The sequence below is a fragment of the Streptomyces sp. NPDC002580 genome (assembly GCF_042889485.1).
In the GTDB taxonomy this organism is placed as follows: domain Bacteria; phylum Actinomycetota; class Actinomycetes; order Streptomycetales; family Streptomycetaceae; genus Streptomyces.
The window spans coordinates 245,208-264,716 of record NZ_JBIAQZ010000010.1; the positions used below are offsets into that span (position 1 = coordinate 245,208).

22 protein-coding genes and 1 riboswitch are annotated in these 19,509 nt (G+C 72.1%); of the genes, 11 read left to right on the forward strand and 11 right to left on the reverse strand.

The features are described from left to right. The first annotated feature begins 30 nt into the window (after positions 1-30). Positions 31-768 carry a lysophospholipid acyltransferase family protein gene (locus ACFYW7_RS29165; protein WP_389507685.1) on the forward strand — a complete coding sequence of 246 codons (738 nt, stop codon included), beginning with the start codon at positions 31-33 and terminating at the stop codon, positions 766-768. A gap of 43 nt (positions 769-811) precedes the next feature. Next, complete coding sequence (locus ACFYW7_RS29170; RefSeq protein WP_389507687.1) at positions 812-1,837, forward strand: NAD-dependent epimerase/dehydratase family protein; 1,026 nt, start codon at positions 812-814, stop codon at positions 1,835-1,837. Positions 1,838-1,927: 90 nt separating this feature from the next. Here ACFYW7_RS29170 and ACFYW7_RS29175 read toward each other — a convergent pair whose 3' ends face one another. The 8 genes from ACFYW7_RS29175 to ACFYW7_RS29210 form a co-directional block, all read right to left on the reverse strand. Further along, positions 1,928-3,538, reverse strand: coding sequence for an alpha/beta hydrolase (locus ACFYW7_RS29175; protein ID WP_389507689.1), 1,611 nt, complete (start codon positions 3,536-3,538; stop codon positions 1,928-1,930). Between the two features lie 192 nt (positions 3,539-3,730). After that, positions 3,731-4,522 carry an urease accessory protein UreD gene (locus ACFYW7_RS29180; RefSeq protein ID WP_389507691.1) on the reverse strand — a complete coding sequence of 264 codons (792 nt, stop codon included), beginning with the start codon at positions 4,520-4,522 and terminating at the stop codon, positions 3,731-3,733. Beyond that, complete coding sequence (gene ureG / locus ACFYW7_RS29185) at positions 4,486-5,163, reverse strand: urease accessory protein UreG (RefSeq protein ID WP_389507693.1); 678 nt, start codon at positions 5,161-5,163, stop codon at positions 4,486-4,488. Before ureG ends, ACFYW7_RS29180 begins: the two co-directional genes overlap by 37 nt. A 191-nt stretch (positions 5,164-5,354) precedes the next feature. Further along, positions 5,355-6,029 (reverse strand): urease accessory protein UreF, encoded by a 675-nt coding sequence (locus tag ACFYW7_RS29190; RefSeq protein ID WP_389507695.1) that lies wholly within the window; start codon positions 6,027-6,029, stop codon positions 5,355-5,357. After that, positions 6,029-7,750 carry an urease subunit alpha gene (locus ACFYW7_RS29195; RefSeq protein ID WP_389507697.1) on the reverse strand — a complete coding sequence of 574 codons (1,722 nt, stop codon included), beginning with the start codon at positions 7,748-7,750 and terminating at the stop codon, positions 6,029-6,031. The genes ACFYW7_RS29190 and ACFYW7_RS29195 overlap by 1 nt, the downstream gene beginning before the upstream one ends. Continuing rightward, entirely contained in the window at positions 7,743-8,054 is a 312-nt protein-coding gene (locus ACFYW7_RS29200) for an urease subunit beta (RefSeq protein WP_389507699.1), read from the reverse strand. Before ACFYW7_RS29200 ends, ACFYW7_RS29195 begins: the two co-directional genes overlap by 8 nt. Before the next feature lie 16 nt (positions 8,055-8,070). Further along, positions 8,071-8,373: an urease subunit gamma gene (locus tag ACFYW7_RS29205; protein WP_389507701.1), complete on the reverse strand. Its 303-nt coding sequence runs from the start codon at positions 8,371-8,373 to the stop codon at positions 8,071-8,073. 596 nt (positions 8,374-8,969) lie between these two features. Continuing rightward, positions 8,970-9,248, reverse strand: a complete 279-nt coding sequence (locus ACFYW7_RS29210; RefSeq protein WP_389507703.1) for a type II toxin-antitoxin system Phd/YefM family antitoxin — start codon at positions 9,246-9,248, stop codon at positions 8,970-8,972. A gap of 188 nt (positions 9,249-9,436) precedes the next feature. Between ACFYW7_RS29210 and ACFYW7_RS29215 the strand changes: the two genes are divergently transcribed. The 4 genes from ACFYW7_RS29215 (at position 9,437) to ACFYW7_RS29230 (ending at position 12,064) form a co-directional block, all read left to right on the forward strand. Next, a complete protein-coding gene (locus ACFYW7_RS29215) occupies positions 9,437-10,072 on the forward strand; it encodes an ATP-dependent Clp protease proteolytic subunit (RefSeq protein WP_389507705.1) in 636 nt (211 codons plus the stop codon). A 7-nt stretch (positions 10,073-10,079) separates the two neighbouring features. After that, entirely contained in the window at positions 10,080-10,385 is a 306-nt protein-coding gene (locus tag ACFYW7_RS29220; protein WP_389507707.1) for a hypothetical protein, read from the forward strand. Between the two features lie 368 nt (positions 10,386-10,753). Next, a riboswitch (cyclic di-AMP (ydaO/yuaA leader) is annotated at positions 10,754-10,917 on the forward strand. A 3-nt stretch (positions 10,918-10,920) separates the two neighbouring features. Beyond that, complete coding sequence (locus tag ACFYW7_RS29225; protein ID WP_389507709.1) at positions 10,921-11,394, forward strand: C40 family peptidase; 474 nt, start codon at positions 10,921-10,923, stop codon at positions 11,392-11,394. Between the two features lie 97 nt (positions 11,395-11,491). After that, positions 11,492-12,064: a DUF6328 family protein gene (locus tag ACFYW7_RS29230; protein ID WP_389507711.1), complete on the forward strand. Its 573-nt coding sequence runs from the start codon at positions 11,492-11,494 to the stop codon at positions 12,062-12,064. Here the strand turns inward: ACFYW7_RS29230 and ACFYW7_RS29235 are convergent. Next, on the reverse strand, positions 12,018-12,707 hold the full coding sequence (locus ACFYW7_RS29235; protein ID WP_389507713.1) for a LysE family translocator: 690 nt from the start codon (positions 12,705-12,707) through the stop codon (positions 12,018-12,020). The two genes, ACFYW7_RS29230 and ACFYW7_RS29235, sit on opposite strands and share 47 nt — an antisense overlap. A gap of 184 nt (positions 12,708-12,891) precedes the next feature. On the opposite strand from ACFYW7_RS29235, the gene ACFYW7_RS29240 reads away from it, so the two are divergent. Beyond that, positions 12,892-13,830, forward strand: coding sequence for a LysR family transcriptional regulator (locus ACFYW7_RS29240; protein ID WP_389507714.1), 939 nt, complete (start codon positions 12,892-12,894; stop codon positions 13,828-13,830). A 46-nt stretch (positions 13,831-13,876) separates the two neighbouring features. Here ACFYW7_RS29240 and ACFYW7_RS29245 read toward each other — a convergent pair whose 3' ends face one another. Further along, the gene (locus tag ACFYW7_RS29245; RefSeq protein WP_389507716.1) at positions 13,877-14,335 is read right to left on the reverse strand and encodes an ATP-binding protein; all 459 of its coding nucleotides are present in this window, start codon (positions 14,333-14,335) and stop codon (positions 13,877-13,879) included. Between the two features lie 211 nt (positions 14,336-14,546). Here ACFYW7_RS29245 and ACFYW7_RS29250 point away from each other — a divergent pair, with 211 nt between their 5' ends. Next, complete coding sequence (locus ACFYW7_RS29250; RefSeq protein ID WP_389507718.1) at positions 14,547-15,404, forward strand: helix-turn-helix domain-containing protein; 858 nt, start codon at positions 14,547-14,549, stop codon at positions 15,402-15,404. A gap of 12 nt (positions 15,405-15,416) precedes the next feature. Continuing rightward, a complete protein-coding gene (locus tag ACFYW7_RS29255; RefSeq protein ID WP_389507720.1) occupies positions 15,417-15,641 on the forward strand; it encodes a DUF397 domain-containing protein in 225 nt (74 codons plus the stop codon). Between the two features lie 56 nt (positions 15,642-15,697). On the opposite strand, the gene ACFYW7_RS29260 is transcribed toward ACFYW7_RS29255, so the two are convergent. Further along, positions 15,698-16,822: an 8-amino-7-oxononanoate synthase gene (locus ACFYW7_RS29260; RefSeq protein WP_389507722.1), complete on the reverse strand. Its 1,125-nt coding sequence runs from the start codon at positions 16,820-16,822 to the stop codon at positions 15,698-15,700. Between the two features lie 171 nt (positions 16,823-16,993). On the opposite strand from ACFYW7_RS29260, the gene bioB reads away from it, so the two are divergent. Both bioB and ACFYW7_RS29270 read left to right on the forward strand, forming a co-directional pair. Further along, positions 16,994-18,235, forward strand: a complete 1,242-nt coding sequence (gene bioB, locus ACFYW7_RS29265; protein WP_389507724.1) for a biotin synthase BioB — start codon at positions 16,994-16,996, stop codon at positions 18,233-18,235. After that, positions 18,228-19,508, forward strand: a complete 1,281-nt coding sequence (locus ACFYW7_RS29270; protein ID WP_389507726.1) for an adenosylmethionine--8-amino-7-oxononanoate transaminase — start codon at positions 18,228-18,230, stop codon at positions 19,506-19,508. The genes bioB and ACFYW7_RS29270 overlap by 8 nt, the downstream gene beginning before the upstream one ends. The last annotated feature ends 1 nt before the right edge of the window (position 19,509 follow it).

Here is a 19,509-nt window from a genome sequence, read left to right on the forward strand (position 1 = left end):
TCGCTCCCCGGGGAAATGAGGAGTGCCCCAGTGTTCTATCACGTGCTCAAATACCTGCTTCTGGGTCCGCTGTTGAGACTGGCCTTCCGGCCTCGGATCGAGGGCCTTGAGCACATCCCGTCGTCGGGCCCCGCCATCGTGGCCGGCAACCACCTGTCCTTCGCCGACCACTTCCTGATGCCCGCGATCCTGAAGCGCCGGATCACCTTCCTGGCGAAGGCCGAGTACTTCACCGGGCCCGGGATCAAGGGACGGCTGACGGCCGCCTTCTTCCGCAGCGTCGGGCAGATCCCGGTCGACCGTTCCGGCAAGGAGGCGGGGCAGGCCGCGATCCGCGAGGGGCTCGGCGTGCTGCGCAAGGACGAGCTGCTCGGCATCTACCCCGAAGGCACCCGCTCGCACGACGGACGGCTGTACAAGGGCAAGGTCGGCGTCGCGGTGATGGCGCTGCGGGCCCAGGCCCCGGTCATTCCCTGCGCGATGATCGGCACCTTCGAGGCCCAGCCGCCCGGCAGGAAGCTCCCGCGGATCCACCCCGTGGTGATCCGCTTCGGCGAGCCGCTCGACTTCTCGCGCTACGCCGGGATGGAGGGCGAGAAGGCCGTCCTGCGGGCCATCACGGACGAGATCATGTACGCCGTCCTGTCCCTCTCCGGCCAGGAGTACGTCGACCGGTACGCGGCCGACGTCAAGGCGGAGGAGGCGGCTGAGAAGGCCGCCGAGAAGGGCGAGCAGGGACGCAGGTTCCCCCGGATGCCCATGAGTTGACCGGCCCGGGAACTCGTACGTACATCCTGTACGTTTCTTACACATGAGACGTGCTGTGGTGATCGGGGCGACAGGACAGATCGGACGCGCGGCCGTGCGGGCGCTCGCCCTGGACGGCTGGGAGGTGACGGCCGCGTCGCGCGGCGGCGGCCGTGACGACGGCTGGCCCGCCGGGGTGCGCACGGCGGCGCTCGACCGGGAGGACGACCCCGCGCCGGCCGCGGTGGTCGGTGACGGCTGCGACGTGCTGGTGGACATCGTCGCGTACGGCGCGGCCCACGCGCGGCAGCTGACGGCCCTCTCCGACCGGGTCGGCTCGGCCGTCGTCATCTCCAGCGTGTCGGTGTACGAGGACGACAAGGGCCGCGGATTCGACACGCAGTTCGAGCCGGACGGCTTCCCCGCCTATCCGGTGCCGATCCCCGAGCGTCAGGCGACCGTCCCGCCCGGCGAGGCCACGTACAGCACGCGCAAGGTGGCCCTGGAGCGTGAACTCCTCGCCGCGGGCGACCGGTTGCCGACGACGCTGCTGCGGGCGGGCGCCGTCCACGGCCCGTACGGCCGCGCGCCCCGCGAGCTGTACGTGGTCAAGCGCAATCTCGACGGCCGCCGCAGGCGCGTCCTCGCGTACGGCGGCGCGAGCCGTTTCCATCCGGTGAGCGTGCACACCCTCGCCGAGCTGATCCGGCTGGCCGCCGCGCGACCCGGCTCGCGCGTCCTCAACGCCTGCGACCCCGACGCGCCGACCGTCGCGGAGATCGCGCGGGCCGTCGACGCGGTGATGGGCGCCGAGACGGAGGACGTCCTCGTCGACGGGCCTCCCCCGTCGCCCACGGTGGGCGACACGCCCTGGACCGTTCCCCTGCCGGTGATCTGCGACATGAGCGCCGCCGAGCGGGAGTTGGGCTACCGCCCGGTGGTCCGGTACGCCGACACGCTCCCGGAGACGATCGCCTCGATCGAGCGGCAGCTCACGGGGCGGGACTGGCGGGAGGCCTATCCCGCGATGGCCAGGAACTACGGGGATCTCTTCGACTACGCGGCGGAGGACGCCTGGCTCGCGTCCTGAGACGGGGACGGTCCGACGCGCCCCCGCGGCGCGGCGGGTACGACCGAGGGGGCGGCCGGATGGACCGGCCGCCCCCTCGTACCGCGCTGACTACGGCTGCGGAGTGGCGTGCGACGCGCAGGTCACGTCGGCCGCGTCCGTCTTGCCGGTGAGCAGGTAGGAATCCACCCGCCCGTTGATGCACGGGTTGACCAGACCGGTCACACCGTGCGAGCCCGCGCCCTTCTCGGTGATCAGGCGGGAACCCTTGAACCGCTTGTGCAGCTCGACGGCGCCGACGTACGGAGTGGCGGCGTCATTGGTGGACTGCACGATCAGGACGGCCGGCAGACCCTTGCCGGTCGTCACGTTCACCGGGGTCTGCTGCTTGACCGGCCAGGTGGCGCACGGCAGGTTCATCCAGGCGTTGGCCCACGTCATGAACGGGTAGTCCTTGTGGAGCCGGGAGTTGTCCCGGTCCCACTTCCGCCAGCTGGTGGGCCACTGGGCGTCGGTGCACTCGACGGCCGTGTACACGGCGTTGCCGTTCTCCGAGGAGATGTTGCCGGCCGTGTCGGACAGGTCCGGGGCCGCGGCGTCGACGAGCGCCTGGGTGTCGCCGGCGACGTACTTGCTGAACACCGAGGCGGTCGGCGCCCACGAGGAGTCGTAGTACGGCGCGCTCTGGAAGAAGGAGATCAGCTCGGCGGGGCCGACGACGCCGCCCAGCGGGGCCTTCTTCGCGGCGGCGCGGACCTTCAGCCACTGGGCCTGCACCTCGGCGCGGGTGCCGCCGAGGTGGTAGGTCGCGTCGTTCTTGGCGACCCAGTCCTCCCAGTCCTTCCAGCGGCCCTCGAAGGCGATGTCCTGCTCCAGGTTGGCCTGGTACCAGATGTTCTGGCGCGCGGGGTTGACGACGCTGTCGACGACCATGCGGCGCACGTGCCCCGGGAAGAGCGTGCCGTAGACGGCGCCGAGGTACGTGCCGTACGAGACGCCCAGGTAGTTGAGCTTCTTCTCGCCGAGCGCGGCCCGGATGACGTCGAGGTCACGAGCCGTGTTGGGCGTGGTCATCTGCGCCAGCACGGCCTTGCCGCTGCGCTCGGCGCAGCCGTCCGCGTACTCCTCGGCCAGCTTGCGCTGGGCGCGCTTGTCGGCCTCGGAGTCCGGGACCGGGTCTGCCTTGGGCGCCTTGACGAACTCCTGCGGGTCGATGCAGGAGATGGGTGCCGAGTGGCCGACACCGCGCGGGTCGAAGCCCACGAAGTCGTACGCCTTGGCGGTGTTCGCCCACAGGGGCGCCTTGGTGGTGACACGGCGCGGGAAGCGCATGCCCGAACCACCGGGGCCGCCCGGGTTGTAGACGAGCGCGCCCTGGCGCTCCTCCTTGGTGCCGGTGCTCCCGATGCGGTCCACGGCCAGCTTGAGCTGCTTGCCGTAGGGGTGCGCGTAGTCCAGCGGCACGCTGACCCAGCCGCACTGGATCGGCTTCTCGAAGCCCCAGTCCGTCGGGCAGTCCTTCCAGTCGATCCCGGCCTCGGCGGCCCGCTCCGCGGCGATGGCCGCGCCGCGCTGCTCGCGGCTCTGACCGTGGCTCCGGCCCTGACGCGAGTCGGCGGTGGCCGACGGAGCCGCGACGGCTCCGGCTATCAGGGTCGCCGTGACGAGTGCTCCGGCCGAACCGAGCGCTGTCACCCGTCTCGTCGGTCTTGTAGACCTCAAGTGGGGCCTCCCCGTACATGGTTGCGATTGTCTCCGTGATCCTCGCGGCTGTGAGGCCCCTGGCAACAGACGTGACCGGTGTTCTTTACTAATCCGATAGCCGGTATGCCTTGTTCCGTTGAGCGGTGAATGTTTCGTGAACCCGCTTGCCCGCACCGGCTGTTGCCTTCGGGCGCTCGGGAACGGCCGACGTCAGGCGAGCCCGCGCAGTGCCTCGTCCAGCACCCTCCGCAGCAGCAGCGCGTCCGGGGCGAGCGCCGTCACGAGCACGGCCGGCCCGGCGAGCGGGGTGAGCGCCGCGCACGCGCCCAGCGGCCGGGCCGACGGCATCTCCTTCTCGAACTCCGGTCGCACGAGGACCAGCTGTCCTACGGCCCGGTGACCGGCGAGGACGGCGGGTCCGTCCCAGCCCCCGGGCGCACCGGGACCGCACGCCACCTCCTGGTCGAGCAGGGCCCGCCCGCCGTACCGCACGGTGAGACGGCTGGTGAGCCGCCCGGGTTCCTCACCCACGCGTCCGAGCACCTGCTCCTCCCGGAGGACGAGCCGGGCGCCGCGCCCGAGGTCCACGCGGGAGGAGACGACGAGGTCACTGCCGCCGGCGGAGATCAACTGCTCCGGCAGCCAGGTCAGTTCGCCTCCGTCGGCGACGTCGAGGCGCACGTCGTACCGGGCCTCGCCCTTGGCCTGTCCGGGCAGGGCGATGGTGGCGGCGGCCGAGCCCACCCGCAGTCGGGCGCCCGGACCGACCCGTGCCTCGATGGTGAGGTGATCCCCGCCGAGCGGTCCGCTCATCGCCCCGACCAGCATCACGCGGGCCTCGGGCCCGCCGCCGCGGACCCGGCGGAGGGCGAGCGGTCCCTCGCCGTCCAGCACCGGCAGCGACGTGCCGCCCCGGCCGTCGTCCCGGGCCTCGATCCGTGCGGTGGCGCGCAGGCCGGCCGTCGTCACGCCGTCCACGCCGCGAGCCGTTCCCGCACCCATCCCGCGACCGCCGTGACCCCGTCGTCGGTCCGCAACGACTGGAAGACCACGGGGCGTTCGGCCCGCTGCGCCTTGGCGTCGGTCGCCATCCGTCCCAGATCGGAGCCGACGTACGGCGCGAGGTCGGTCTTGTTCACGACGAGCAGGTCGGCCGTCGTGACGCCCGGCCCGCCCTTGCGCGGGATGTCGTCCCCGCCCGCGACGTCGATCACGAAGATCTGCGCGTCGACCAGCCCCTTGGAGAAGGTCGCGGTGAGGTTGTCGCCGCCCGATTCCACCAGGATCAGGTCGAGCGGTCCGACCTCGTCCTCCAGGTCCTCCACCGCTTCGAGGTTCGCGGAGATGTCGTCCCGGATCGCGGTGTGCGGACAGGCGCCCGTCTCGACGGCGGTGATCCGCTCCGGGGGCAGCACCGCCTCCCGCAGCAGGAACTCGGCGTCCTCGCGGGTGTAGATGTCGTTGGTGACGACGGCGAGGGACAGTTCGTCGCGCAGCGCCCGGCAGAGCGCGGCGACGGTGGCGGTCTTGCCGGAGCCGACGGGGCCGCCGAGCCCGATGCGCAGGGCACGGCGCCTTCCGTCGGGCCGTCGGGCGTCGGCGCTGACCGCGGACGGCCCGTGGAGAGTGTGGTCGAGATGCACGGCGGGCTCCAGATTCGTTCGGGGCGTTGCGGTCGGGAGGGGACGGGGCGGGTGACGGCCGTCCCGGGTGCCAGGGTCTCGGCGACCCGGACGGCGGGACACCGGGACGGTCTTCGGGCTCCCGTGGGTCCGGGAGCCCGCGGCCGCCAGGTCCTGCCGTCACGGGGCGGGCGGGAATGTGACGACAGGGCCTAGGACGCGAACAGCCGTACGGGCCAGGACGCATGGGCTTCGGCGCCGATCTCCAGCAGCGGCGCCGAGGCCGCGGGCAGCACGTCGACCCCGTCGTCGAGGACCCGTCGTGCCGCGCCCGCCGCGGCGTGGGCGACGACGTCCAGCTCCGGCGCCAGCCGGGCCAGCACGGCCGTCGCGTCGAACGGGTCGAGGCTCAGCAACCGCACCGTCGCCGAGGCCGGCCCGCTGACGCACTCGTACACCGAGCAGTACGCGGCGTCCTCGGGACCGAGGCCGGCGGCCCTCGCCGTCACGCCCAGCACGACCGGCTGATGAGCTCCCTTGGGGAACTCCCTTGCCAGCGCGTCGAGTTCGGCGCAGGGCCAGGTCGCCCGGGCCGCCCGCACGAGTTGCCGTCCGAGGCGGCGCGCGGCGACACGCAGCGCGAGCGAGGGCGTGCGCGCGTCGGCCGCCGCGTCCAGAGCCACCGGATCGACTCCGAGGGCGCCCGCCGCGGCCAGCGCGGCCGCGACGAGTCCGGTCGTGCGCAGTCGGCCCCGGCAGAAGTCCTCCAGGGTCGCCGCTCCGGTGATCCGTCCGGCCTCGACCGCGGCTTCGGCCCCGCCGGAGTGCGCGTGCCCTCCGGCGGGAAAGCGGCCGTCGGCCAGGACGAGAAGTGCTGCCCGCGACATCAGAAGAGGAAGTAACGCTGGGCCATGGGCAGTTCGGCGGCCGGAGTCGCCTCGACGAGTTCCCCGTCGATGTGCACGGCGAAGCTGTCGGGGTCGATCCGCACGTCGGGCCGCGCGTCGTTCTCCCGCATGTCGGCCTTGGTCACCGACCGTGTCGACTCGATGGCGACGAACCGCTTGCCGAGCGAGAGCCGTTCGGGCAGTCCGTCCTCGATGGCGAGCGGCGCCACGAAGTTGAACGAGTTCGCGGCCGGGGCCCGTCCGATCGCCCCGAACATCGGCCGGGGCAGGATCGGCTGCGGGGTCGGGATGGACGCGTTGGCGTCGCCCATCTGCGCGTACGCGATCATTCCGCCCTTGATCACGAGCTGCGGCTTGACTCCGAAGAACGCCGGCTCCCACAGCACCAGGTCGGCGAGTTTGCCGGTCTCCACGGAGCCGATCTCGCGGGCGAGCCCCTGCGCGAGCGCCGGGTTGATCGTGTACTTGGCGACATAGCGACGTACGCGACGGTTGTCCGCGCGGCCGTCGCCCGGCAGCGCGCCCCGGCGCCGCTTCATCACATGGGCCGTCTGCCAGGTCCGCATGACGACCTCGCCCACGCGGCCCATCGCCTGGGAGTCCGAGGAGATGATCGAGATGGCCCCGAGGTCGTGGAGTATGTCCTCGGCCCCGATGGTCGACGGCCGGATACGGGACTCGGCGAAGGCCAGGTCCTCGGGCACCGCGGGGTTCAGGTGGTGGCAGACCATCAGCATGTCGAGGTGTTCCTCGGCGGTGTTGACGGTGTAGGGCCGGGTCGGGTTGGTGGAGCTGGGCAGCACGTGCGGCTCGGAGACCACGGTCATGATGTCCGGCGCGTGCCCGCCGCCCGCGCCCTCGGTGTGGTACGCGTGGATGCCGCGTCCGCCGATGGCGGCGAGCGTGTCGGCGACGAACCCGGCTTCGTTCAGGGTGTCGGTGTGGATGGCGACCTGGACGCCGGTGCGGTCGGCGACGGTGAGCGCGGCGTCGATCGCGGCGGGCGTCGAACCCCAGTCCTCGTGGATCTTCAGGCCGAGCGCGCCGCCCCGGATCTGGGACAGCATCGCGTCGTGCGAGACGGTGTTGCCCTTGCCGAGCAGGCCGAAGTTGACCGGGTACCCCTCCATCGCCTCCAGCATCCGGGCCAGGTGCCAGGGGCCGGGCGTGACGGTGGTGGCCTTGGAGCCCTCGGCCGGGCCCGTGCCGCCGCCGACGAGTGTCGTGATGCCGGAGGCCAGCGCCTCGTCGGCGATCTGCGGACAGATCAGATGGACGTGCGCGTCGATGGCGCCCGCGGTCAGGATCCGCCCGTTGCCCGCGATGATCTCGGTCTCGGGGCCGATCACCAGGTCGGGGTGGACCCCGTCCATGGTGTCCGGGTTGCCGGCCTTGCCGATGCCGGTGATCCGGCCGTCGCGGATGCCGACGTCGGCCTTGACGATCCCCCAGTGGTCGATGATCACCGCACCGGTGACGACGGTGTCCGGGGTGCCGTCCGCGCGGGTGGCGCGCGACTGGCCCATGGATTCCCGGATGACCTTGCCGCCGCCGAACACCGCCTCGTCACCGGCGAGTCCGGGTCCGCCCGAGCGGTCCTCCTCGATCTCGACGAGCAGGTCGGTGTCCGCGAGGCGGATCCGGTCGCCGGTGGTGGGACCGAACAGGTCGGCGTACGCGCCGCGCGAGAGCTCAGGCATCGAGGGCGCCTCCGGTCTCGCCGCGCAGTCCGGGCACCACGCGGGCGCCGGCGATCGGGACCAGTTCGACGTCCACGGGGATTCCGGGCTCGAAGCGCACGGCGGTGCCTGCGGCGACGTTGAGCCGTCGGCCGTGCGCGGCGGCGCGGTCGAACGCGAGCCCGGGGTTGGCCTCGGCGAAGTGGTAGTGGGAGCCGACCTGTACGGGACGGTCGGCGGCGTTGAGGACGGTCAGCCGGGTGACCTCACGGCCCTCGTTGAGGATGACGGGATCGTCGGCGAAGAGGATCTCTCCGGGAATCACGGTGCTCGCTCCCCCGTCAGACGATCGGGTCGTGGACGGTGACCAGCTTGGTGCCGTCCGGGAAGGTCGCCTCGACCTGGACGTCGTGGATCATCTCGGGGATGCCTGTCATGACATCGTCCCGGGTGAGGATCCTGCGCCCGGAGGACATCAGCTCGGCGACGGTACGGCCGTCGCGGGCGCCTTCGAGCAGGTGCGACGTGATCAGGGCGACGGCTTCGGGATGGTTCAGCTTCAGCCCGCGGGCCCTGCGCTTCTCGGCGACGTCGGCGGCCACATGGATCAGCAGCCTCTCCTGCTCGTGCGGAGTCAGTTGCACGGCGTCCCACCTCACATCCTCGCTCCGGACCGCGCGGGGCCCGGTGGCCGGCGCCACCGAGACCCCTGGTGGCGTGGAGGGGCACGCTAGTTGGCCGGAGTTTCGAGGACGTTAACCGGCCGCTGATCCCTTTCGGGGCGGCCCACAGGGCCTCGCCCCGTCCTCCCGACGGCCCGGCTCCCCCGATTCCACCGCGTGGCCCGCACCGACGGTCCGGCGGACCGTCGCACGGTCGCACCGCCAGGGACCGGACCGTATACGGCGGACGGCGGACGGCGGACGGCGGACGGCGGACGGCGGACGGCGTGACTGTGACGCCACGTGGGGACGGCGGGCCGGGACCTGGCCCGGGTACCGCGCCGGCCAGGATCATCCGCCCGAAGACGCCCAGGCACCCTCACGCTCCCTTCCGGCGGACCGGCTCGGGCGGGAAGTCCCGCCTCGACGGCCGGACACCCGAGCGCCTCCGGTACGAGCGATTCCGGCCGCCACTCCCCCGGCTCGCCCCGGCCTGGGGACCCCACAGCTCGTGACGCGCCGACACGACCGCTCCCTGGCGGGCGCTCCCCGACGGGCGGGCCCGCACGGCCCCGGCCCTAGGAGGCGCTGGGCCCCCGGTGCTCCGCGGCGATGCCGAACCGCTGGCGTTCGCGGGGCGCGGAGGCCACCTCGCGGACGCTGGACAGGGAGCTGATCACCTGCTCGTCGGCGGGCTCCTCGAGTCCTTCGAGGCGTTCCAGGTCGGCGGCCGAGACCAGGGCGACGAGCGGCTTCCCGTGCCGCGTCACGACGACGCGCTCGCCGCCGTACACGACGCGGTTGATCAGTTCGGCGAGCTCAGCCCTGGCTTGCGTCACCGGAATCTCGTAGGCCATGGCGTCCAGCTTAGACCGGGCCTCCGGCACCCCGGAGGGTGCGCGACCCCGCCGACCAGCCGTGCGCACCGCCCCCGGCTCCCCTCCGGGTCCCGGCGCGGCGCCGTTTCCGCTCTCAGCGTGACCCCCCTTCCAGGGACGTACGTCCTGTACATTTTTTACAGACGTCGATCCGAGGAGGCGCCACCATGACCCACCCGTCCGCCCGCCACGTCCTGCCCGAGTTCACCGAACGCACCGGTACGGGGCACCGGACGCTGGATCCGTACGCCAAACTGCTCGGCGAGCGGATCGTGTTCCTCGGGACACCCATCGACGCCACCTCGGCGAACGATGTGACGGCGCAGTTCATGTACCTCGAACACCAGGCCCCCGAGCAGGACATCTCGCTCTACATCAACTCCCCCGGAGGCTCCTTCGGCGCGATGACGGCGATCTACGACACGATGCGGTTCGTCACCTGCGACGTCGAGACGGTCTGCCTCGGCCAGGCGGCGTCGAGCGCGGCCGTCCTGCTGGCCGCCGGCGCCCCGGGCAAGCGGCTCGCGCTGCCGGGAGCCCGCGTCCTGATCCACCAGCCGTCGGCCCCGGAGCCGATCCACGGGCAGGTGAGCGATCTGGCCATCCAGGCGGACGAGTTGGCGCGCACCCGCGAAACCCTCGAGGAGATGCTCGTACGGCACACCGGACGGAGCCCCGAACAGGTCGGCGCGGACATCGAGCGGGACAAGATCCTCGACGCTCCGGCGGCGCTGGCCTACGGGCTGATCGACCGGATCGTCGCGAACCGCGGGTCCTCGCCCGAGACGTCCGGCCCGAGGTGAACGGCCGATGATCCCGGACCTCCCCCCGCTGCCCGCGCTGACCCGTGCCGAGGCCGAGCTGATCGACCGCTACCTGGACGTGGTCGACCTGCTCGGCCGCATCAACCCGGCCCGCCCCGGTGACACCTATCGCGGCCTGAGGGCGGCTCAGGCACTGGTCGGCAAGGCCGCGGCTCTGCGGGACGCGCTCACACTGATGCACCAACGGGGTGAGAGCGAGGTGCACGCCCCCACTCTGGCCCAGGCCCTGCGCGTCCTCGACGGCGAGCGGCGCGCCGCCCGGGTCACCGTGCCGCCCGCGTCCGACAGTTGACGCACCCCCACACGGGAGCCGGTACGCGCCGGGTTCGCGCGGCGTCCGGATCAGGACTCAAACGGACCGGATGGTGTACCCACCGATGGCGTAGCGAACGGTCCTTTCTGAGACCCCTCCAACTTGCGCAACAAGCGGGTCCCAAAGGCGGGATGAAGCCCTTCGTCGCAGGTGCGGGCCTCATCGGTGTCCCCAACACCCCGTCGAACAGAGGGGTGTCCACCCGAACGGGTGAGTGGTGAGTAAGCCCACAAAACACCGGTTCCACTCGGATTTTCCCTCACTCATGAGTGAAGATCCCTCCGACGACAAGCCCCCGCCGCAGCGGCGGGGCGGTCCGGGCGGACGCCGAGTCCTGCCGCCGCCCGGATGCCCGGTCGACAGATGTGCATCGGCAGGAGTGGAGGACCCAGCACGACGGTCCGCCGGAGCGATCCGGGCGGACCTTGGGGTGAAGCCGCAACCGCGGCCGGGCAACTTCGCCAGCCCGAATCCGACAGGTCATCCTTCACAGGCGGCTGACGAAGGGTTGCGCATGACTGCGCTCAATCGTGTCCCGTCGCTGTGGACCCGGGCCGGTACGGCCTCGGCGCTCACCATCGCCGCCGTGGGCGGCAGCCTCGTGGTCCCCGGTGTCGCACCCGACGCCCAGGCGGCCACGCCGGCGACGAAGGCACTCCAGGTCGCGGCGTCCAAGCACGGCGCCCCCTACAAGTGGGGCGCCACCGGACCGCACCGTTTCGACTGCTCCGGGCTCACGCTCTACTCGTACAAGAAGGCGGGCAAGCAGCTGCCTCGTACGGCCGCGGCGCAGTACAACAAGACGCATCATGTCTCCGCCTCGCATCGCAAGGCCGGTGACCTCGTGTTCTTCCACTCGGGCCGGAACGTGTACCACGTCGGCATCTACGCCGGGAAGGGAAAGCTCTGGCACTCCCCGAAGACCGGGGAAGTGGTGAAGCTCCAGAAGATCTGGACGAGAAGCGTCTGGTACGGCAGGGTCAGCTGACCTTGTGACCGAAGGGGTGGCGGCACGTACCGCCACCCCTTCGGCCACGAAGCTCCCCGGTTGTGTGCGGCACGGACGGAACGGTTACTCATTCCGCATGACCGCCGACCCGGCCCGCACGCCCCGCGACGAGACGCCCGAGGGGAACGGCCCCGCCCAGCCCGCCCGGGCGTCAGGGCGCCGCGAGACACCCCTCGAACGGGCCGACCGCAACTTCGCCGAACTGCTCCAGGAACTGCGCGTCACCCAGACCGGGGTCCAGATCCTCTTCGCCTTCCTGCTGACGCTCGCCTTCACCCTGCGTTTCCCGTCCCTGGACACCGCGCAGCGGGCCACCTACGTCGTCACGCTGCTCCTGGTCGTGCTGGCCGCCGCCCTCTTCACGGCCCCCGCCGCCCTGCACCGGTCGTTGTTCCAGCAAAACGCCAAGGCCGCCGTCGTGCGCCTCTCCTCCCGGCTCGCGACCGCCGGTCTGTACGTCCTGATGCTCGCCTTCACCGGTTCGGTGCTGCTCGTCGTGGACGTGGTGCTGGGGCGCGCCGCGGGCATCGCCGCAGGGGCCGGCACGCTGACCGCCTGTCTGGCCCTGTGGGTCCTGCTGCCCTGGCTCGTGCAGCGCCGTCTCAGCCCCTCAGAGGCTCCAGCACGAGGACAAGACCCAGAACGGTGAGAGCGGAGCCGGTGACCCCCGACACGGCCCGCAGGGCGCGCGGCCCGCGCAGCCACCGTCCGAGCCGGTCCACCAGGAGCGCGACCACCGGGAACCACACGAGGGCCAGGACGACCACGATCAGCGCCAGGAGCAGCGTCCGCGGCATCGCGGGACTGCCCGCCGGCACGAACTGCGGCAGCAGGCTGAGGAAGGTGACGGGGGCCTTCGGGTTGAGCGCGTTGGTGACGAATCCCTGGCGCAGCGGACGCGCGCCGGGACCCGGCCCGTCCCCCGTCGCGACGCCCGGCCCCGGCCCCGTGCCTGTCACGGCACCCGATCCCGTCCCCGCGCCTGCCACGGCGCCCGTCTCGGGCCCCGGGCGGCGGGTCGAGCGCAGCGTGCTCAGGCCCAGGTACAGCACGTAGGCACCACCGAGCAGCTGGAGGGTCCGGAACAGCGCCGGTACGGCGGCGAGGACCGCGGCGACCCCGGCGACGGCCAGCGCCGTGTGCAGGAGCAGTCCGCCCGCGATACCGAGGGCGCACGCGATTCCGGCCCGGCGGGAGACGAGGGCGTTGCGTACGACCACGGTGAAGTCCGCGCCCGGCATCGCGACCATGCCCGCGGCGACGCCCGTGAAGGCGACCAACTGTGCGTCCATGCGCCCAGGCTGCCCGGCCCGGGCCTTCAGTGGGTATGTCGAATATCCTGGGCAGGCCTGAAGCGATCGTTTAGGCCCGGCGTCCGTCCGGACCCGGCGGCGGTGTCCTGACGGACGCGGCGGCGATGTCCGGACCCGACGGTCCGGTGGCCCGTCGCGGTGCTCCGCCCCCGGGAGGGTTCCCATGTACGACCCGACGCGGCTCGCGGCTCTGGTGGCGGTCTCCGAGGCGGGGTCGATCACCCGGGCGGCCGAGCGTCTCGGATACACCCCGCCGGCGCTCTCCCAACAGGTGGCGAAACTGGAGCGGGAGGTGGGAGCGACGCTCCTGACGCGTTCCCACCGCGGGGCACGGCTCACCGAGGCGGGTGAACTGCTGGTGGCGCGGGCCCGCCGGATCCTCGGCGAGATGGAGCTGGCCCGGCACGAGCTGGCACGGCTGACGGAGCTGTCGGGCGGCACCCTGCGTCTGGGCACCTTCCAGACGGCCGGCATCCATCTGCTGCCGCCCGTGCTCAGCGCCTTCCGCCGGGCCCACCCGGACGTGGAACTCGCGGTGGCCGACTACGAGCCCCCGCACGGGATCGCGGCGGTCGCGGCCGGGGAGGTGGACCTGGCCCTCACCCACACGTACCAGCCCGCTCCACCGGTTCCGGTGCCGGCGTCCGTGGCCCTCGAACCCGTCCTGGTCGAGGAGCTGGTGCTGGTGACCGCTCCCGGGCACCTCCTCGCGGGCGGTTCGGCCCGGCTGCCGCTCGCCGAGCTCGCCGGTCAGCCCCTGATCAGCATGGCCCCGGACCACCCGCCCCGGCAGGCGGTGGAGGCCGCGCTCGCCCGGGCGGGGGCCACCCCCGCGGTGCTCGTCGAGACTCCCGGGTACGCGCTGGTGTGCGCGCTGGTCAGCGCGGGGCTCGGGATCGCGGTGGTGCCGGAGATGGTGGCGGCGACCGCCGCGACCCCGGTCGGGACGCGGTCGCTGGAGCCGGGGGACCTGCGCCGGACGATCTCGGTCGTCCACCGCACGGACGTGACCGCGCCCGCGGCCGACGCGTTCCGCGCGCTGCTGCGGGGCACCTTCGGACGGGCCGGACAACACCGGGCCGGCAACCGGGCGGACCTCTAGAACCGGTCCGGGCGCGACCTCCGAGGCCGGTCCGGGCGGCCCGGCCCTACGGCTCTTGCGGGCCCGCGACGACCACCGGCTGGACGGGTGCGGTCCAGGGGAGGTCGATGGCGACCGTCTTGCCGCCCTCCCGGGTCGGCCGGACGGTGAGTCTGCCGCCGCATTCGGCGGCCAGCCAGCGGATGATCACCATGCCGCGGCCGTTGTCCTGCTGGACGGCCGCGGGCAACCGCCTCGGAAAGCGCGGATGGCTGTCGGTGACCCCGATGCGCAGGTGCTCCTCCCGGTCGAGACGTACCTCGACGGTGTAGGTGGGCGACTGCCCGAACGTGTGCTGGATGGCGTTGGTCGCCAGTTCGGACACGATCAGGCGTACGGTTTCGACGACTTCGGAGTCGGAGGGCAGACCCCATTCGGCCAACACCTCGGCAACGAATTTCCGGGCCGTGGAAACCGAGACGGGATCGCTCGGCAGCGTGATGATTGCTTCCTGGTGATCTGCCATGACGGCGTCGCCCCTTTCCCCCGCGACCGGAGCCCGACACCGAGCGGACGGTTCGAGTACGGTCCCGGACTGGTGCTTGCGCCAGACTGCCACTACCGGGCGGGTCACGGGTGCGATCCACCGAGTTATGCATATATCTGTCGCTCGATGCGGTGAACTCTGCGTCGGCAGAGCGTATTCGGGCGACTTGGAGGGAGTAAGGAGAACAGCCATGCAGCACGGTCCCGCGGTCCGCCGCCGCAAGCTCGGTGCCGAACTGCGCGCGCTGCGCGCGGGTTCGGGCCTCACGAGCGGCGAGGCGGCGCGTCTGCTCGGCTGGCACCAGTCCAAGGTGAGCCGCATCGAGACCGGCACCAGCGGGGTGAAACCGGGCGACGTGGAACGCCTGTTGGACGCGTACGGTGTCGAGGATCCGGAACTGCGCGAACTCCTGGTCGTGTTGGCGGGGTCGAAGGGCAACGGCCGTCATCACTGGTGGCACGCGTACCGGGGGGTGCTTCCGGCCACGTACCGGGACTTCATCAGCCTGGAGTCGGGGGCCAGCGACATGCGCACCCTGGAGACCTCCGTCGTACCCGGGCTGCTGCAGACGCCGGAGTACGCCCGGGCGGTGACGCGGGCCGCCGTGGGCGGCCTGGAGGAGAGCAGACTCGACGCCCTGGTCGAGGTGCGGCTGGCCCGGCAGGACGTGCTGCGTTCGGATCCGCCGCTGCGGCTGTCGGCGGTGCTGGACGAGGCCGTGCTGCGACGGGAGGTCGAGGGACCCGAGGTGATGGCCCGCCAACTGGGCCGGTTGTGCGAGTCCGCGACGCTGCCTCAAGTGCGCTTGCAGGTACTTCCGTTCAGGGCCGGCGCACACATCGGAGTCACCGGCCCTTTCGTTATTTTCTCATTTCCGACCACATCAGATCTGGACGTGGTTGTTCTCGACCACTTGACGAGTAGCCTCTATCTCGAGCAGAAAGAAGACCTCCAGGCCTACGCCGAGGCCTTCGACGCCCTTCAGTTCCACGCCCTTTCGCCCGAGGACTCGTTGGACTACATCGCCGGGATAGCTGACGGCGCGTGAGGAGGCACCCCCATGTCTGCAATGCCTCGGTACGTACCCTCCAGTACCTCACTGCACGACGTGCGATGGCTGCGCAGCAGCCGCAGTACGGGAATGAACAACTGCGTCGAGACGGCGCGTCCGGGCTCCGGCCCCTGTTCCGGACTGGTCGCGGTGCGCGATTCCAAGGACCCGGAGGGCCCCGCCCTCCTGTTCGCCCCCGACGTCTGGGAGGGATTCGTCACGGGACTGACCTGACCCGGTCCCGCACGGTTCACCGCTCCACCGGTCGATCACCTCACCGGTTCACCGTGTCACCGGTTCCGGCTGATCACGTCCACCGCGTGCCCGATCTGCTCCTCGGTGAGGTCCGCGCGGGCCGTCAGCCGCAGCCGCGAAATACCGTCGGGCACCGACGGGGGACGGAAACAGCCGACGGCGAGGCCCGCCTCGCGACAGTCGGCCGCCCATCGCACCGCCCGTTCGGGGGACGGTGCCCGCACGGAGACCACGGCGGCGTCCGGCCGCACCGCGGCCAGACCCTCCGCCGTCAGCCGGGTGTGCAGAGCCGTGGCCACCTCGCGCGCCCGCGCCGCCCGGTGCGGTTCGCGGCGCAGCAGTCGTAGCGCCGCCAGCGCCGCGCCCGCCGCCGCCGGCGCCAGCCCGGTGTCGAAGATGAAGGTCCGCGCCGTGTTGACCAGGTGGTCGATGACCGCCGCCGGGCCGAGGACAGCGCCGCCCTGGCTGCCAAGCGACTTGGAGAGCGTCACGGTCACGACGACGTCCGGGTCTCCCGCGAGCCCCGCCGCCTGCGCCGCGCCCCGGCCGCCGTCGCCCAGGACGCCGAGTCCGTGCGCGTCGTCGACGACCAGTCCCGCTCCGTACTCCCGGCAGGCGAGGGCGAGTTCGCCGAGCGGTGCCGCGTCCCCGTCCACCGAGAAGACCGTGTCGGAGACGGTCACGGCGGGTCCCTCGTGGGTGCCGAGCGCCTTGCGCACACCGTCGGGGTCCGCGTGCCCGACGACCTGGGTGGCACCGCGGGCCAGCCGGCAGCCGTCGATCAGCGACGCGTGGTTGCCCGCGTCCGAGACGATCAGCGAGCCGTGCGGCGCGAGCGCGGTGACGGCGGCGAGGTTGGCCGCGTAGCCCGAGGACAGGACGAGCGCGGATTCGAACCCGCAGAAGTCGGCGAGTTCGCGTTCCAGTTCGGCGTGCAGCTCGGTGGTGCCGGTGACGAGCCGGGAGCCCGTGGCTCCGCCGCCCCACACGTGCGCGGCCCGGGCCGCGCCCTCGGTGACCTCCGGATGGCGGGCGAGCCCGAGGTAGTCGTTGCTCGCGAGATCGAGGAGCGGCGAGTCGGCGGGGCGCGGGCGCAGCGTGCGCACGAGTCCGGCCCTGCGGCGCGCCTCGGCCTGCTCGTCGATCCAGCCGAACGCCATGTGTCCTCCGGGGCTCGTGACCAGTGCGGTGGCGGGTGTTTTGTAGGCAATGCACAGACCCTAGCGGTCGGCGCTTCGGCCCAGGATGTGGCAATACCCACACGTCGAAGCATCTCTGTTGTGCAAACTCTCCTTGGCCGATAGCGGTCGCATAGGCCAGGATCGGACCTCATGGACCTGCTGAACACGCTGGTGGACAAGGGGCTTCGGCGCGAGCTGCCGACCCGCGACGAGGCGCTGGCCGTACTGGCCACCTCCGACGACGACGTGCTCGATGTGGTGGCCGCGGCCGGCAAAGTACGCCGGCAGTGGTTCGGCCGACGGGTGAAACTGAACTATCTCGTCAACCTCAAGTCGGGCCTGTGCCCGGAGGACTGCTCGTACTGCTCGCAACGCCTCGGCTCCACGGCCGGGATCCTCAAGTACACCTGGCTCAAGCCCGACGAGGCCTCCAAGGCCGCGGCGGCCGGGCTGGCCGGGGGCGCCAAGCGGGTCTGCCTGGTGGCGAGCGGGCGCGGCCCGACGGACCGTGACGTCGACCGGGTCTCCGACACCATCAAGGCGATCAAGGACCAGAACGAGAACGTCGAGGTCTGCGCCTGTCTCGGCCTGCTCTCCGACGGCCAGGCCGAGAGGCTGCGCGAGGCGGGCGCGGACGCGTACAACCACAACCTGAACACGTCCGAGGGGACGTACGGGGAGATCACGACCACCCACACGTACGCCGACCGGGTGGACACGGTCCAGAAGGCGCACGCGGCGGGGCTGTCCGCCTGCTCGGGTCTGATCGCGGGCATGGGCGAGTCGGACGAGGACCTCATCGACGTCGTGTACGCGCTGCGCGAGCTCGACCCCGACTCCGTTCCGGTGAATTTCCTGATCCCCTTCGAGGGCACCCCGCTCGCCAAGGAGTGGAACCTCACCCCGCAGCGCTGTCTGCGCATCCTCGCCATGGTCCGGTTCGTCTGCCCGGACGTCGAGGTCCGCATCGCCGGAGGCCGCGAGGTGCATCTGCGCACCCTCCAGCCGCTCGCCCTGCACCTCGCCAACTCGATCTTCCTCGGTGACTACCTCACCAGCGAGGGCCAGGCGGGCAAGGCGGACCTGGAGATGATCGCGGACGCCGGCTTCGAGGTGGAGAACGCCGGGGAGGTGACCCTGCCGGAGCACCGCTCGACGGTCGCCGCCGGCTGCGGGTCGCACGCGGAGGCCGGCTGCGGATCGCACGGGAACGGGGGCTGCGGCTCCCACGCCGGTGGCGGCGTGTGCGGTTCCGCTCCGGCGGCCGCCGAGGTGCCCGCCGAGGTGCCCGCCGAGACCGGTACGGACGCCGAGGCTCCGGCCGGGGCCCGCACCGACCTGGTCTCCGTGCGTCGCCGCGGCGCCGGGACGGACCTCGCGCCCAATGCCTGACCTGTCCGTACGGGAACTGCTCGACCTCGACCGGCGGCACGTCTGGCATCCGTACGGGCCGATGCCCGGGCGCCAGGAGCCGCTGGTCGTGGAGTCGGCGAGCGGGGTCCGGCTGCGCATGGCCGACGGCACGGGCGAACTGATCGACGGAATGTCGTCCTGGTGGTCGGCGATCCACGGCTACAACCACCCCGTCCTGAACGACGCGGTGCGCGGCCAGCTGGAGCGCATGAGCCATGTGATGTTCGGCGGGCTCACCCACGAGCCCGCCGTGCGGCTGGCGAAGCGGCTGGTCGACATCTCGCCGGCCGGGCTGGAGCACGTCTTCCTCGCCGACTCCGGCTCGGTCTCCGTCGAGGTCGCCGTCAAGATGTGCCTCCAGCACTGGCGTTCGCTCGGCCGGCCGGGCAAGCAGCGGCTGCTGACCTGGCGGGGCGGCTATCACGGGGACACCTGGCAGCCCATGTCGGTGTGCGACCCGGAGGGCGGGATGCACGAGCTGTGGCAGGGCGTGCTCCAGCGCCAGGTGTTCGCCGAGGCGCCGCCTGCCGGGTACGAGGAGTCGTACGCCGACCGGTTGCGCGAGCTGATCGGGCGCCACGCCGACGAGCTCGCCGCCGTCATCGTCGAGCCGGTGGTCCAGGGCGCGGGCGGAATGCGCTTCCACTCCCCCGAGTACCTGCGGGTGCTGCGCGAGGCGTGCGACGCGCACGACGTGCTGCTGGTCTTCGACGAGATCGCCACCGGCTTCGGCCGTACGGGTGAGCTGTTCGCGGCGGACCACGCGGGCGTCACCCCGGACGTGATGTGCGTCGGCAAGGCGCTGACGGGCGGATACCTGACCATGGCGGCGACGCTGTGCACCTCACGGGTGGCCGACGGCATCTCGCGCGGCGACGTTCCGGTGCTCGCGCACGGCCCGACCTTCATGGGAAACCCGCTCGCCGCGGCGGTGGCGTGCGCGTCCCTCGACCTGCTGCTCGGCCAGGACTGGCGGACCGAGGTGAAGCGGATCGGGACGGGCCTGCGGGACGGTCTCGCGGAGGCCGCCGCCCTGCCGGGCGTCAAGGACGTACGGGTGCTCGGCGCGATCGGGGTCGTCCAGCTCGACCACGAGGTGGACATGAGGGCGGCGACGGCCGCCGCGGTGCGCGAGGGCGTGTGGCTGCGGCCGTTCCGCGACCTCGTCTACACGATGCCGCCGTACGTCACGGGCGACACGGATCTGGCACGGATCACGCGCGCGGTGTGCGCGGCGGCGCGGGAGGGCTGAG